Source organism: Kitasatospora sp. NPDC023385 (assembly GCF_055664045.1).
Map to the genome: position 1 here is coordinate 642,220 of NZ_JBVOOL010000001.1, position 13,390 is coordinate 655,609.

Genomic DNA, 13,390 nt, shown 5'->3' on the forward strand with positions numbered 1-13,390 from the left:
GCTACTCCTTGAACGGGATCTCGGCGGCGCCGCGCAGCCCGAGAGCGGCGCCGAGTTGGGCGGCGGTGCGCACCACGGGGTCGGCACCGGTCAGCCGCTCGGCCGGGGTCAGCGCGGCGTAGCCGACGCAGGCCATGCCGGCGGCGGTGGCCGCGGCGACGCCCGGGCCGCTGTCCTCGACCACCACGGTGTTGGCGGGGTCCACGCCCATGCGGGCGGCCGCGTGCAGGAACACGTCCGGGGCGGGTTTGCCGCGGACGACGTCGGTGGTGCTGTACACCCGGTCCTCGAAGAGCGGTGCGAGCCCGGTCACCTCCAGGCTGAGCGCGAGCCGGTCCCGGGGGGAACTGGAGGCGACGCAGAACGCGGTGCCGCGCTCGGCCAGCGCCGCGACGACGTCCGCGATCCCGTCGACCGGCCGCAGCCCGTCGCGGAACGCTGCGAGCAGCCGGGTCCGCAGCTGCTCGGCGAAGTCCTCCGGCAGCTCCTGGCCGCTCCGGGCCCGGATGATCTCCCGTACCCGCTCCAGGCTGCCGCCCAGGTAGCGGTCGAGGCACTCCTGGTAGGTCGTGGGCACCCCTGCCTCGGTGAGCAGCCGGGCCAACTCCGTGTTGGCGATCGGCTCGGAGTCCACCAGGACCCCGTCGCAGTCGAAGATGACCAGCTCGGCGGTGGCCGGCGTGACGGCCGCCGGGGTGCGCCGGCCGTCCTGGTCCGCCCAGAGCGGGTACGGGTGTTCCTGGAGGTAGGCGTTGTCGAAGCGCGGGTCGGTGGTGACCTCCTGGAGCACCCAGGAGGGCAGGTCGGTGACCTCCTCGGCACGGGGCGTCTCCAGCTCCGCGAGGACGAGCCCGGCGTTCTCGCCGAAGAACTCGTCCACGGTCCACAGGCCGCCGGGGGTGTCCAGGGTGTACCGGCGCTTCTCCACCAGCGGCCGGAGGCAGAGCGAGTCCAGCAGCTCCTCGGCGTCGGCCAACGGCAGCGGGTACTCGAACTCCGGCCGGTGGGCGCCGTTGCGGCGGCCCTTCACGGTCAGGGTCGCCGAGCGGCGGTCCTCCACCCGGACCCGTACCACGCGCGCGGGATCCCCCGAGAGGTATCCCTGCCGGACCTCCTGGGCGCCGACCGCCGCGGCGCGCCAGCCCGGTCCGACCAGGAACTTGCGTTCCGTCTCCACACCCATCAGCCCGCGCCTCCCAGCAGTTCCTCGATGTCCTGCAAGCAGTCACCGCAGCCCTGGTTGGCGCCGGTGGCCTCGCGCACCGAGGGGAGATCGGTGATGCCCTCGTTGATGGCCGCCAGGATCGTGCACTCGGTGACACTGCCGCACAGGCAGACCACCGGATCGTCGGTCCAGATCACCGGAGCTCCTCGGGACGCGGGCCCCGGGTGTCGGTGAGGGCCCGGGACCAGGCCTGCAGCGCCGGGTCGGCGAGCGAGTCGGTGAGCCAGTCGTGGTCCAGGCGCTGGCCGGGGAGCGAGGGGACGAGGACCAGGTGCAGCCCGGCGGCCCGGGCCGCGGCGACGCCGGTGCCGGAGTCCTCGAAGGCGACCGAGGCGGTGGGTTCGGCGCCCAGGGCCGCGCAGGCCGTGAGGTAGAGGTCGGGGGCCGGCTTGGGGGTGGCCACCTCGTCGGCGGCGAAGGAGACCGGGAACAGCCCGGCCAGGCCGGAGGTGGCCAGGGCCACGTCGAGCAGCGCCCGGGGGCTGTTGCTCGCCACCGCGACGGGCACCCGCGCGGCGCACTCCTTGACCAGCTCCAGGGCACCCGGCAGCGCCTGCGCGCCGTCGGCCAGCTCCCGGCGGACGCCCTCCAGCAGCTGGGCGGCGAGCCGGGCGCCCTCACCCGGGCGGCCGAAGTAGTCGGCCATCACGAGGCCTGCGTCCGCCAGTGACTTGCCGATCACCAGGGCCTTCTGCTCCGGGCCGAACTCGTGGCCGTGCTCGGCGAACAGCGCCGTCTCGGCAACGGTCCAGCAGCCCTCGGTGTCGACCAGCAGTCCGTCGCAGTCGAAGACGACGGCCTGGATCCCGGTCGGAATCGGCGCGGTGCTGGGTGCACGGTGTGCTTGCCCGGTCATGGGTTGTCCTTTTCGGCGGCGGCTGTTGCGTGTAGTGCCAGATCCAACACCTCGGCGAGGACGTCGAGGTCCGACTGGCCGATCACCAGGGGCGGGTGCAGGTTGATGACGTCCGGCGCCATGCCGGTGGTGGCCACCAGGACCCCCAGCTCCGGGTGGACGTGGCGGCAGTGGTGGCGCAGCCGCGCCGCGTGCGGGCCGGTCAGGACGATCCGGGCGGTGCCGCCCATCGCGTCCACCCGTCGGATCAGGGCCGGATGACGGTCCGCCAGGGCGCGCAGCCGGACGTCCATGGCCCGCTCCAGCCGGTCGATGTCGTCGTCCACCTCGGTCCAGGCCTCCCAGCGGTCCAGCACGGTGTCGACCACGGCCAGTGCGTGCGGGATGGCGATGTAGGTGGAGGAGTGGCTGCCCGGCCGGTAGTGGGCGGGATCCGCCAGTGGTTCGCGCGCCCACACCATGCTCAGGGCCGCCGCGCCGTTGGTCAGCCCCTTGCTGGTGACCACGATGTCCGGCACGACACCGGAGCGCTGGAAGCCCCAGCGGGGGCCGACCCGGTGCATCCCGGTGAAGATCTCGTCGGCGATCACCAGGGCGCCCTGGCGGCGCGCGTGGTCGACCGCGGCACGCAGCAGGGCGTGGTCGGGCTCGACCATGCCGCCGACGTTCTGCACCGGCTCGAAGATGAAGGCGCTGACCTTGCGGCCGAAGTCACGGCCGCCCACACCGCTCAGCTCCGAGCCCCAGCGGGAGACCGCCTCGACGCAGCCGGGCGGGCAGGTGCCGTCGCCGTCGGCGTGCGGGCAGCGCAGGCTGTCCGGGCTGGGCAGCCGGACGACCTCCAGCCCCCAGGCGGCGAGCAGTTCGCGGTAGCGCGGGCTGGAGCTGAGCATGCTGGTGATGCCGGAGCGCCCGTGGAAGGCGCCCTCGAAGACCACGATCGTGCCGGGGCCGTTGTTACTGAAGGCGATCCGCAGGGCGGTCTCCATCGCCTGGGCGCCGCCCAGGTCGAGCTCCACCCGTCCGGGCGTCCCCACCACCTCGGAGACCAGGCGTTCCAGCCGCTCCAGCACCCGCAGCCGCACGGTGGATTCGCAGAACGAGGGCAGGGCGGGCAGCCCGGCGCAGCGCACCAGCGCCTCGTGCAGCAGGTCGCGGTCGTAGCCCCAGGCCACGGTGCCGTTGGCCGCCTCCGCGTCCAGGTAGCGGCGGCCGTCGTCGGCGGTCAGGTAGCAGCCGGCGCCCGCCACGAAGCGCGGCACCGTGGGCTCGCGGTAGATCAGGTTCCCCGCCCCGGCGAAGGAGGGGATGCCGTCGGCGTCGGTGGTGATGGTGTCGGTCACGGGTGAGCCATCTCCGGGGCGGTTGCGGGCAGCCAGTCCGCCGGGCGGGCGGTGGCGAGAATCGGGGTGACGTCGGGGGCGTTGCAGTCGATCCAGCCGGTGACGACGGTGAGCACGTCCCAGCGGGCGGTCCCGGCCGGCAGTTCCAGCTCCCGCAGGGCGTCGAGCCAGGCGCCGACCTGTGCGCGGTCGGCGTGCCCGGTGGCCAGCCGTCCCCACCCGTCGGCGCGTTCGGCCAGCCGGCGCAGCGCGGCGGTCAGGTCGAGGTCGTGCGCGGGGATCTGCTCCTCCAGCGCGGGGAGCCGGTCCTTCGCGGGGTTGTCGCGGTCCGCGGCGTCGGGCAGTGGCCGGTCCAGTCCCTCGGCGAGCCACTGCGAGCCGGTGCGGTAGCAGAAGAGCCGCAGCTCGCGCACCACGTCTGCCGGGTCGTCGGCGGTGTGCACGAAGTTGAACAGGCCGTTCACCCGGCCGATCCTGGTCCGCAGGTCCTGGCCGCGTGCGGCGCTCGGGTCGGCCGCGCCCTTGAGCGCGGTGAGGCGCACGCTCGCGGGCAGCCGTCGATGCTCGGGCGTCGCGCCGTGGCGGGCGTCGCGGAGCAGCACCACCAGCGAGGGGCCGGAGCCGAGCAGGTGGTCGACCACGGCGATCCGCTGGTCGGAGGCGGCGTTGAACTGGTAGCGCCAGATCTCCCGGGTGAGCAGTGGGTCGAACCGCACCGGTGTGGCCGCGACGGGGTGGAAGCCCTCCTCGGCGAGGGTGTCCAGCACCAGGTCGCAGCGGCGCCCGGCCACCGCGTCGGGCTTGAGCACCACGAAGGTGTACTCGGCGAGCCGGTCCAGCGCCCCGAGCTGCCCGAACAGCTGCAGGCCCTCGCGGGCGTAGGTGTCGAGCCGGTAGTGGTCGCGCTTGGCCTGGTCGGCGGTCAGCGTCGCCAGGGCACCGGCGGGCACCGTGGTGTGGCGCTCGGCGGCCGTGGGTGAGGGTTCAGGCATGGAGGTCACTGTTCGCGGTCAGTCGGCGGCCGCCGAGCGGGGTGGGCACACCGTCCACCAGGACGGCTCGGCTGCCGTCGGGGTGCTCGGTGTCGGACAGGGCCAGCCGGTCGGCGGCGAAGGCCCGGACGGTCCATTCCAGGCAGTACGGATCGCTGTGCCGTTTCTGCAGGAGCTCCTGCTGCCAGGCGCCCTCGACGGTGGCCGGCCGGTCGTCCACCGGGATCTCGGGGCCCATGGCCAGGACGGCGCCGCCGTCGCGGGTGCCGTCCACCATGAAACAGGAGGTGCGGGTGGTGCGGCGGCCCAGCGACATGGCCAGGCGGACCGGGTCCTTGCCGACCAGCAGCCGCCTGCCATCATCGGCGAGGTCGGCGAGGTCGCCGGGATGCTGGTTGATCATCCGGCCCGCGTAACGGTCCAGCAGGTCGCCTTCGATCCAGCGGTGGTAGGCGAGCACGATCAGGTCGAGCTCGCCGTGCCGGCCCTCCCAGCTCTCCAGCCGCACGTTCAGCTCGTCGTGCCAGGCCCGCGCCCGGGCCCGGTAGGCCTGTTGGGCGCGCGCGTCGCTGCCGGCGGCCGAGGCGGTGCCGCAGCGGGCGTCGAAGTCGCCGGGCCAGGCCTCGACGCCGGCCCCGGCGGCCAGCTCCAGCGCCTTGACGCGTTCGGCGTGGGAGGCGACCAGGCAGACCTCGAAGCCCTCGGGCTCGCGGCTGCTCAGGTCCAGCAGGGTGCCCAGGTTGGCGCCGGTGGCCGAGACCAGGACACCGATGCGCAGGGGGCCCCCGGTCGAACGGCGGCGCAGCCGGACGGTCTGGTGCGTGGTCACGCGGATGCTCCTTCCGGAAGCCCGGTGGCGGACGCCAGGTCGAGGACGACCGCGCAGCCGGGGCGCTGCGGATTGACCAGGTGCATGTGCCGGGCGTCGGGGACCTCGGTGTGCCGCAGTGGCAGCCCCGCCGACCGCCACCGGTCCAGCTGGTGCCGCGTCAGGGCGGCCGGTACGGCCTGGTCCGCTGCGGCGGTGACGACGTCCAGTGCGGCCAGGTCGCCCCGCCCGGGCGTCGCGGTGGCCTGGGCGGCGGTGCCGCCGGCCGCCAGGTGCTCGGCCAGGTACTGCTCGACGGCCCCCGCGCCGACTCCCAGCTCGGTCGCCGCCACCAGGTCGGCCACGGGCGCGAGCAGCAGCAGGCGGCGCCGCTCGGAGCGTCCGGCGGCCACCCCCAGGGCCAGCTGCGCCCCGGCCGAGTGGCCGACCAGCAGGGCGTCGCCCCAGGCCGGATCGAGCGAGCGCAGCGCCGCGTCGGCGGCCACCGCGTCCTGGACCGCTCCCGGCCAGGCGCCGCCGTCCCAGAGCGGGCGGTACTCGACGGCCGCCACCGCCGCGCCGCGGCTCACCAGCGCGGCCGCGAGCGGCCGCAGGTCGCGGGCCACCCGGTCGTGGCGCCAGAACCCCCCGTGCAGCAGCACGATCCGGTTCCGGGCCGGGGCTCCGGCCGGCAGGTAGAGGTCCACCCGGTGCCAGGCGGAGCCGCCGTAGCGCAGCGATCCGTACCGGATCTCCTCGGCCGCCCCGGCGCCCTCCGCGTCCGCCGCCCTGGTCGTGGCCGTCACAGCAGGCCGAGTGCTTCCAGCCGCCCCAGCCAGTGGGCGAGCCGCTCGTCCGACATCCGCACCTCGGTGCGGCGCTCGGCGCTCTCGTCGGCCTGGCCGTAGCGCCACCACACGTGCCCGTCGGTCCGGCGGATCATGAACGACCGCTGCTTGCGCGCCGGGCTCTGGATCATCAGCGAGATGGTCTCCGGCGCGGTGATGGTGGTGTGCAGCTGCTCGTGGTCGAGCGTGATGACCTGCCCCTCGCCCTCCTCGCGCACCAGGTGCGGCCAGAAGCGGGTCACGTCCGCCGTCTCGTCCAGCGGCTGGTCGGTGCTGTACAGGGTGTGCTGGTAGGCGCCCCGCAGGATGTACGCGGTGAAGCTGTAGCGGTGGTTGTGGACCCGCTCGTACTGGTCGGTGTTGGCCAGCCGCAGGCGGATCCGCAGCCCCTTCTCCTGGTCGTCCCAGAGGACGATCTTGTCGTCCAGGGCGTGGCACTCGAACTTCTCGCGCAACTCGGCGGTGTGCAGTGCGCGCAGCACCAGGGTGCGGAGCAGCGCGCGGTCGTCGCCGATCCGCCGGGCGATCCCCTCGGTCACCTCGGCGGCGGTGTCCAGGTCGTCCCAGCGCACACTCGGCAGGGACGTCATCAGCGCCACCGCGCGGGCGGCGTCCTCGGCCGGCGGTGCGGCCGGCAGAACGGTGGGAAGCGCAGCCATCAGAGGACCTCCATCCCGCGCAGGCGACCGGTGAGCTCGTCGAAGTACGCCTTGCTGATCCGCTTGCTCTCCCGCCGCGTGGACTTCTCCTTGTCCTCGCCGTAGCGCCACCAGACGCGTCCGGTCTCCCGCTCCGTGATGATCGAGCGGTCCTTCTCGGCGGGGCCGCGGAGGAAGAGGGAGACGGTGTCGGGGGTGGTGTAGGTGGTGTGGATCTCGCTGTGGTGGAGCGTGTAGCAGTTGCCCGCGCGCTCGGTGGTGACGAAACGCGGCACCACCTTGAGGTCGGTGGGGACGGCCTCGAAGTCGTTCTGCGCGTCCTCGGGGATGTCCGGCGCCTGGCCGACCAACTCGTGCCTGATGTGCCGGTAGTTGCCGCGCATGATCAGCGAGCTGAAGGAGAACCGGTGGTCGTGCGGCCGGTCCAGGTGGTCGTCGGTGGAGACGTGGACGCGGATGCGGAACCCGCGGTCCAGGGCGTCGTAGATGACCAGCTTGTCGATCAGGCGGTGGTGCTCGCACTTGTCGAAGAGGTCCTCCTCCTCGCGGGCGCGCTCGAGCAGCAGCGTCAGCGTCTGCTTGTCGGCGGCCAGTTCGGTGAGGATCTCGTTGGTCTGCGCCCTGGCCCTGGGCAGGTCGGACCAGTCCACGACCAGGCGGTCGAGTGCTTCCAGCATGGTGGTCTCCGTTGGTTGGGCGCACGACTGCGCCGTGGGTGCGGATCGCCGCAGCGTGCTGGGGTGGCGCGGCGTCAGGCCCGGCCGGACTGGGGTCGGCCGCCGGCCACCGTGGCGTGCAGCCCGCCCCCGTCGGCGACCTCCAGGCCGAAGGTGCGGTGGGCCGTGCCGGCCACCAGCTGCCAGATGTCCGCGTCGTCGAGCTGCTGCGACCGGGCGTTGGCGATCTGCCGGGCCAGCGGCTGCGAACCGGCGGCGACGATCCCGCCGGCCTGGTACCAGAGCCCGCTCTCGCCGGTCTGGTGCAGCTCCTGGCCGCCGAGCCGGGCCGAGTCGCAGCGGTCGGTCATCAGCATGGTGTTCTGCGCGCCCATCAGCTCGACGGCGCGAGCGGCGATGGCGAGGTCGACGTGCTCGCCGTCGAAGTTGATGCAGGCGGCGATCCGCCCGGCGGCCGCCTCCCGCATGATGGCGGCCGGCACCGGGCCCACCGTCCGGGCCGCGTTCTCCAGCGTCCACGAGGGCAGGTCGTACGAGGCGATGGTGGCCTCGCGGTCGCGCCGGGCGGCCGTGGTGCGGAAGGCGTGGCGGATGTTCAGCGGCATGTCGTTGAACAGGTGGTCGGTCACCACCCTGGTGCCGGTGCCGTTCCACTCGGCCTGCCAGGCGAGTTCGACGAGCTCGGTGACCTGCTCGGCGCTGCCGTTCGGGTCCGCCCGGGTGAAGTGCCCGAGGGCGGGGCGCACGCCGTGGCCGAGCATGGTCTCGATCAGCCACGGGAAGTCGATCTGCTCCGCACGCAGCGCGTCGCCCAGTTCGGAGGCCGGCGAGAAGATGTCCGGGGAGAGCACGGAGTACACCAGTCCGTGCTCGCCCAGGCTGGTCAGCCGTTCCCACTCGTGCCGGGTCGGCGCCCAGACGGTGGCGGCCGGTGTGCCGCCGTGGCTGGCCAGCAGCGGCCCTTCGAGCGCGATCCCGGCGATGTGCGGCAGCAGTCCGTCACCGCGCAGGGCCTCGTAGCGGTGGACGAAGGCCTCGAACTCGGCGAGCCGGTCGCGGTGCAGGTAGAGCGTCGGCAGGCTGAGCACGCCCTCCCGGGCGCAGGCCTCGTCCAGTCGGAGCAGGTCCAGCGAGCCGAAGTCGGAGAAGTCGACGTCGCCGAAGCCGTGGCAGTGCACCTCGACCGGCAGGGCGGCGAAGGCCGTTGCCCCGGTCGAGCCAGGGGCGGCCACGGCCGTCACCGAGTGCCGCCCGCGGGCAGGGTGGTCCGGTCCCAGTGGATGTCCGAGCCCGCGGCGCTGGGCGTGGACGTGCGGCCGTCGTGACCCGCGAACGCGCCAGAGGTGACGCCCACGGCCAGCAGGACTGCCACAGCCAGCAGAGCTGTACGTGCGGTGACAAACAAAAGGTTCATGGAAAACCCGATTTTCTCTGGCTCTGCCCGGATTGATTCCGAGACGGTGCGGGGGCTTGACGCCGCAGCTGCTTATCGACCTGGGAGAACCGCGCCGAACCGCCCTAGGCGACGGCTCGGGACAGGACTCCCCACGTCGGCGAGCTGCAAGCACTTCCTGGGAGATCTTTACTCGCGCAATCGACCTGATCTATAACTTGAGGGGGGCAGCAAGCTGCACAACAGCATGAGGAGGCCGCATCACCATCGCGGCCCCGGGGGCGGGGAGTTACACATGACGGTTTCGGTCGACCAGCAGGACGCGAGCGAGCTTTATCGCTACGCACTGAATGCCCACCGCCTGGATGTGGACGAGGCCGCTGCCACGCTCAGCTGGTCCCGGGAGCGGGTGGAGGCGGTCGCGGAGCGGCTGCTGGAGCTGGCCCTGCTGCAGTCGGAGCCGCAGTTGCCGGGCGGCTACGTGCCGGCCTCGCCGGCCCGGGCCGAGAGCCACCTGGTGGATCCGCTGCTCGCCGAGATCGAGCGCTGCCAGCGGCAGAGCGAGCGCATCCGCAGGGGTTTGGCCGAGTTCGCCCCGGTCTACGCGCAGCTGGAGGGGGTCTCCGCGGGCATCGAGGTGATCGAGGGCCCGGACGCGATCAACCGGGAGATCGTCCGGGTCGCGGCGACCTGCACCGAGGAGATCTGCACCGCGCAGCCCGGCGGCGGGCGGTCCGCCGCGGCCGTGGAGGCCGCCTGGCGCGACATGCAGGAGCTGCTCGAGCGGGGCGTCCGGGTGCGGACCATCTACCAGAGCTCGGCCGTCTTCTCCGGCCCGACCAGGGAGTATGTGCTGCGGGCCGGCCGTTACGGCTCGGAGGTGCGCACGATGGCCGAGTTCTCCGAGCGGATGATGATCTTCGATCGGAAGATCGCCTTCATCCCGGGCAACAGCCAGCGCAGCTCGGCCGTGATGATCAGCCAGCCCGCGATCGTCCGGTTCCTCGCGGACGTCTTCGAGCGGACCTGGCTGGCCGCCGTCCCCTTCGCGACGGAACTGCCCGCCAGCACGGTCTCCGAGGCGCTCTGCGGGGTGCGCCTGACGATCGCCCGGCTGCTCGCCGACGGTGCGACGGACGAGGTCGTGGCCCGGCGGGTGGGGCTGAGCGTGCGCACCTGCCGGGCCCATGTCGCCAAGCTCTACGAGCAGTTGGGGGCCCAGAGCCGCTGCCATCTGGGAGTGCTGCTGGCCCGGTCGGGCCTGCTGCACGCCCAGCCGGAGCACGAAGGCAGCTAGGCGGGCCGCTCGTCCGGGGCGCGCGGCCCGGTGCGCCGCAGGCCCTGGACACGGCGCCCGGCCTCCCGCATGATGATCAGGTTCCGCCGATCCCGCACACCGTCGGTCGTACCGGCGGGGCTGCGCGGCGCAGTCGCACTCCTAGGCCTTGTCCGGCCGGTCTCCCCGGCCTGGGCATGTGTGCGACCGGCCCACCGCGGGGTTGCGCATTTCTTTCGGATCCCTACGACCATTCGTGCTGCGGCGCGTCCGATACCGGGCGCGGGAGTTCGGCGGTCGCACCGAAGAATTTCGAACAACCAGCAAATCCGGGCTTGACGCCACCGGCTCCCAGTCTCTAGCTTCGAATGCAGAGCGGTTGACGGAAACGAAAGCAGAACCGACTCCGTCCGGAAATCGGGACTGTTGTCCTTCGAGTCCCGGCTCTGATTCTCCGGGATATCCCTGCACTGGCAGGTCCGGTATTCCTCCCCTGATATGGACGGCCGGCCCGGCTGCGCTCCCACAGTCGAGCGGAGCGGCGGCGGCGCTGTCCTCCCAGATTTTCCAGCACGGCATTCCAGGTATTGACGAAGTGGCGCCGGTGTCGGCTGCCCGCGACGAAGGAGAGGGTGGGAAATGGATCGTCCGGAAGCTTCCTCCTCCGGGGCGCAGGTGACAGGCAGTGCTGCCGACGTCTACGTGGAGCGAGGGTTTGAGCAGGTCACGGCGGTGGACTCGGCCGGCCGGCAGCTGCTCTCCACCCGCCGCGTCGACGGCATGGCGGTCCGGTCGACGGGCGCGGCGGAAAGCTTCTTCGTCCAGCGCTCCGGCGTCGGGACGGAGCACGTCCGGGCATTGCTTTCGGATGTCGCGGAGGTGGCCACAAAGCTACCGATCGGTAATCTCGAAGACGCGCTCAAATCCGCTTCCGCGCTGGTCGAAGGGCCGGCCCCGGCCATCGCCACCGAACAGTACGCGGCCGGTGAACTCCTGGCGGCGGCGAGGGAGGCGGCACTTTCGTGCGGCGCCCGGACCGCCGAGGCCCGACTGTGGCACCAGGAACGCTGCTACGTATCCGGCCCGGGCATATCCGGGGCGGCCGGCCCCACGCTCCGGCAGACCGTCGGAATGCGTCGGCTCACCGTGAGTGCGGGAATCGGTGCGCAGCGTGGAACGGTGACCGTCGCCGAGCTGGCGCAGCTGCCGCTGACCGTCGAACGGGCAGCCGAGGCCGGTCGGAGGGCGGCGGAACGAGCCGCCAGTCTCGCCGTCGCCACGGCGCCGAGCCGCGCCCGAGCGGTGGTCGTCCTGGCCCCGGAGGCCGCGGGCGTCTTCGCACACGAGGTCGTCGGGCATGCCCTGGAAGCCGACACCGCCGTCTCCTCGAGTCTGTGGCGTCAGCGCGGCCAGTCGGTCTCCCATCCCGACCTGACGGTTCGCGACGATGCCTCCGACCCGTGGGCCTGGGAGCGGGTGACGAGCGACGAGGAAGGCACGCCCTGCACCGCGGCGGCCGATCTCATCGTGGGCGGCGCCGTCGAAGGAGTCCTGACGGACCGCACCCACGCGGCACGCCTGGGCGTTCGAGCCAGTGGCCACGCCCGCCGGGGTGCCTACACCAACCCGCCGGTACCGCGGATGCGACACCTGACGGTGGAGCGCGGACCGGATTCTCCGCAGGACATCGTCCGCGACACGGCTGACGGGATCCTCGTCCTGGAGGTCGGCTCCTCGGACGCCGTTCCCAACGAGGGACGCTTCCTGATCCGGGTGACCGAGGCACGGGAGATCGTCAACGGCGAGATCGGCCGGCCGCTCACCGGATTCACCATCCACGGCGGACTGGCGGAACTCGCCACCCTGGACGCGGTCGGCAACGACGCGGCCGGAAGCGTGTCGATGTGCGGCCGCCAGGGTCGCTGGCTCCCGGTCTCGCACCGGGCTCCCACCCTGAGGCTCGGTCAGCTGGGCATCCGCGGCAAGGGGGTGCCCGCATGACCACCGCAGACCCTGCCGCCCTGTGCGCCGCTGTCGTGGCGCAGGCGCGGAACGACGAGCGGATCGAGGTCTTCGCCCGCCGCGTCCGCACCGCGATGACCCGGCTCGGCCCGTCGGGCCAGGCACATGACCAGATCTCCGACGGCTGGATGATCGGCGTCCGCTCGTCCGTGGACGATCGGCTCGGCCTGGCCACCGGCAACGTGCTCGACGAGCGAGGACTGGCCGCGATCCTGGCCGACGCCCGACGGGCCCGGGCCGAGATGCCGCGCCGTCCGGTCGCGCCGGAGGACGCCCACGGGCGGCCGACGGCGAGTCCGGCACCGGAGCCGGCCCACGACTCCAGCACACCGGCGCGGCTGCGGGCCGTCGCCGCGGCCGTCCACTCGGACGCCTCGGCCGGCGGTCCGGCGGTGGTCACGGTCGGCAGCACCCGGCGTGTCGTGGTGCTCCACGACTCCACCGGCCGCAGCGAACTGCACGAGCAGACCGAGGCGCAGCTGCACATCCGCTCGGCCACCCGCGGTCTGGACGCCGCCCAGGGAGCCCGGATCCGCCGGAGCCTCACCGAGCTTCCGATCGACGGCGCACTGGCGGAGTACACCCGAAGCCTCGGCGCCCTGACCGGACCGCCGGCCCCGGCCGGCCGGCCCCGGTGGGTCCTGCTGTCGCCGCTGCTCGTCGCCCGCGTCGTCGGCCGGATCAGCCGCGCCTTCCTGCGCAACGCCAACCGGGTCCACACCCGGCAGGTGGGCGATGTCATCGGCACGGGCCGGCAGCGGCTGGTGCTGGTGGACGACGGCGCGGCCCGGCGCGGACCGGGGGTCATTCCGGTGGATGACGAGGGAGTGGCGCGTCGCCGCACGGTCCTGCTGGACCGGGGACGGATCGCCGGACTGCTCGGCTGCACCAGCGCCGGCCCCTCCACCGGAAGCGCTCAGTGGGGTGGTTGGGACAGCGAGATCGTGCCGGCCACTGCCGCCTGCTACGTCGAGCCGACCTCGGAACAGGCGGTCGCGACACCGGAGAGCCTGCCGGGAGACGGGTTCGTCGCCGAGGACCTGCGCGGCTTCCGCGGCGGTCTGGACTTCACGACCGGACGCATCGAGTGCGAGCTGACCGGATCGGTTATACGCGACGGAAAGCCGGTCGGAACGGGGCGGATCGCGCTGTCGGCCGCACCGGGCGAGTTCCTCGGCGCCTTCGACGAGGTGTACTCCGGTACCGAGTTCTTTCGCATCCAAGGTCTGCACGGAGGCTCCTGGTGTCTACTCAACGGTTCGGTGGTCTACGGTGATTGATGAGGAGCTGT

13 protein-coding genes are annotated in these 13,390 nt (G+C 72.9%); 3 read left to right on the top strand and 10 right to left on the bottom strand.

What is annotated here, in order from left to right; all coding sequences use genetic code 11:
* Nucleotide 1 precedes the first annotated feature (1 nt).
* The 10 genes from AC0B61_RS02770 to AC0B61_RS02815 all read right to left on the bottom strand — a co-directional run bounded on the left by AC0B61_RS02770 (nt 2) and on the right by AC0B61_RS02815 (nt 8,640).
* Complete coding sequence (locus AC0B61_RS02770; protein WP_471738783.1) at nt 2-1,183, bottom strand: HAD-IA family hydrolase; 1,182 nt, start codon at nt 1,181-1,183, stop codon at nt 2-4.
* Nucleotides 1,183-1,362: a (2Fe-2S)-binding protein gene (locus tag AC0B61_RS02775; RefSeq protein ID WP_471738784.1), complete on the bottom strand. Its 180-nt coding sequence runs from the start codon at nt 1,360-1,362 to the stop codon at nt 1,183-1,185. The genes AC0B61_RS02770 and AC0B61_RS02775 overlap by 1 nt, the downstream gene beginning before the upstream one ends.
* Nucleotides 1,359-2,081: an HAD family hydrolase gene (locus AC0B61_RS02780; protein WP_471738785.1), complete on the bottom strand. Its 723-nt coding sequence runs from the start codon at nt 2,079-2,081 to the stop codon at nt 1,359-1,361. Before AC0B61_RS02780 ends, AC0B61_RS02775 begins: the two co-directional genes overlap by 4 nt.
* Entirely contained in the window at nt 2,078-3,424 is a 1,347-nt protein-coding gene (locus AC0B61_RS02785; protein ID WP_471738786.1) for an aminotransferase class III-fold pyridoxal phosphate-dependent enzyme, read from the bottom strand. The genes AC0B61_RS02780 and AC0B61_RS02785 overlap by 4 nt, the downstream gene beginning before the upstream one ends.
* On the bottom strand, nt 3,421-4,416 hold the full coding sequence (locus AC0B61_RS02790) for a nucleoside-diphosphate kinase (RefSeq protein ID WP_471738787.1): 996 nt from the start codon (nt 4,414-4,416) through the stop codon (nt 3,421-3,423). Before AC0B61_RS02790 ends, AC0B61_RS02785 begins: the two co-directional genes overlap by 4 nt.
* On the bottom strand, nt 4,409-5,245 hold the full coding sequence (locus AC0B61_RS02795; RefSeq protein ID WP_471738788.1) for a formyltransferase family protein: 837 nt from the start codon (nt 5,243-5,245) through the stop codon (nt 4,409-4,411). Before AC0B61_RS02795 ends, AC0B61_RS02790 begins: the two co-directional genes overlap by 8 nt.
* Complete coding sequence (locus tag AC0B61_RS02800) at nt 5,242-6,030, bottom strand: alpha/beta hydrolase fold domain-containing protein (RefSeq protein WP_471738789.1); 789 nt, start codon at nt 6,028-6,030, stop codon at nt 5,242-5,244. Before AC0B61_RS02800 ends, AC0B61_RS02795 begins: the two co-directional genes overlap by 4 nt.
* Nucleotides 6,027-6,731 carry a hypothetical protein gene (locus AC0B61_RS02805; RefSeq protein WP_471738790.1) on the bottom strand — a complete coding sequence of 235 codons (705 nt, stop codon included), beginning with the start codon at nt 6,729-6,731 and terminating at the stop codon, nt 6,027-6,029. Before AC0B61_RS02805 ends, AC0B61_RS02800 begins: the two co-directional genes overlap by 4 nt.
* A complete protein-coding gene (locus AC0B61_RS02810; RefSeq protein WP_471738791.1) occupies nt 6,731-7,408 on the bottom strand; it encodes a hypothetical protein in 678 nt (225 codons plus the stop codon). Before AC0B61_RS02810 ends, AC0B61_RS02805 begins: the two co-directional genes overlap by 1 nt.
* Nucleotides 7,409-7,482: 74 nt before the next feature.
* A complete protein-coding gene (locus tag AC0B61_RS02815; protein WP_471738792.1) occupies nt 7,483-8,640 on the bottom strand; it encodes a hypothetical protein in 1,158 nt (385 codons plus the stop codon).
* Nucleotides 8,641-9,096: 456 nt separating this feature from the next.
* Between AC0B61_RS02815 and AC0B61_RS02820 the strand changes: the two genes are divergently transcribed.
* From AC0B61_RS02820 to AC0B61_RS02830, 3 genes are all read left to right on the top strand, one after another.
* A complete protein-coding gene (locus tag AC0B61_RS02820; protein WP_471738793.1) occupies nt 9,097-10,098 on the top strand; it encodes a helix-turn-helix transcriptional regulator in 1,002 nt (333 codons plus the stop codon).
* A gap of 618 nt (nt 10,099-10,716) precedes the next feature.
* Nucleotides 10,717-12,078 (top strand): TldD/PmbA family protein, encoded by a 1,362-nt coding sequence (locus AC0B61_RS02825; RefSeq protein ID WP_471738794.1) that lies wholly within the window; start codon nt 10,717-10,719, stop codon nt 12,076-12,078.
* Complete coding sequence (locus AC0B61_RS02830; protein WP_471738795.1) at nt 12,075-13,379, top strand: metallopeptidase TldD-related protein; 1,305 nt, start codon at nt 12,075-12,077, stop codon at nt 13,377-13,379. The genes AC0B61_RS02825 and AC0B61_RS02830 overlap by 4 nt, the downstream gene beginning before the upstream one ends.
* The last annotated feature ends 11 nt before the right edge of the window (nt 13,380-13,390 follow it).

Excerpts from the sequence above, each read along its gene's own strand:
- AC0B61_RS02770 (WP_471738783.1), bottom strand. The coding sequence starts at position 1,183 with ATGGGTGTGGAGACGGAACGCAAGTTCCTGGTCGGACCGGGCTGGCGC.
- AC0B61_RS02780 (WP_471738785.1), bottom strand. The coding sequence starts at position 2,081 with ATGACCGGGCAAGCACACCGTGCACCCAGCACCGCGCCGATTCCGACC.
- AC0B61_RS02790 (WP_471738787.1), bottom strand. The coding sequence starts at position 4,416 with ATGCCTGAACCCTCACCCACGGCCGCCGAGCGCCACACCACGGTGCCC.
- AC0B61_RS02805 (WP_471738790.1), bottom strand. The coding sequence starts at position 6,731 with ATGGCTGCGCTTCCCACCGTTCTGCCGGCCGCACCGCCGGCCGAGGAC.
- AC0B61_RS02810 (WP_471738791.1), bottom strand. The coding sequence starts at position 7,408 with ATGCTGGAAGCACTCGACCGCCTGGTCGTGGACTGGTCCGACCTGCCC.
- AC0B61_RS02820 (WP_471738793.1), top strand. The coding sequence starts at position 9,097 with ATGACGGTTTCGGTCGACCAGCAGGACGCGAGCGAGCTTTATCGCTAC.
- AC0B61_RS02825 (WP_471738794.1), top strand. The coding sequence starts at position 10,717 with ATGGATCGTCCGGAAGCTTCCTCCTCCGGGGCGCAGGTGACAGGCAGT.
- AC0B61_RS02830 (WP_471738795.1), top strand. The coding sequence starts at position 12,075 with ATGACCACCGCAGACCCTGCCGCCCTGTGCGCCGCTGTCGTGGCGCAG.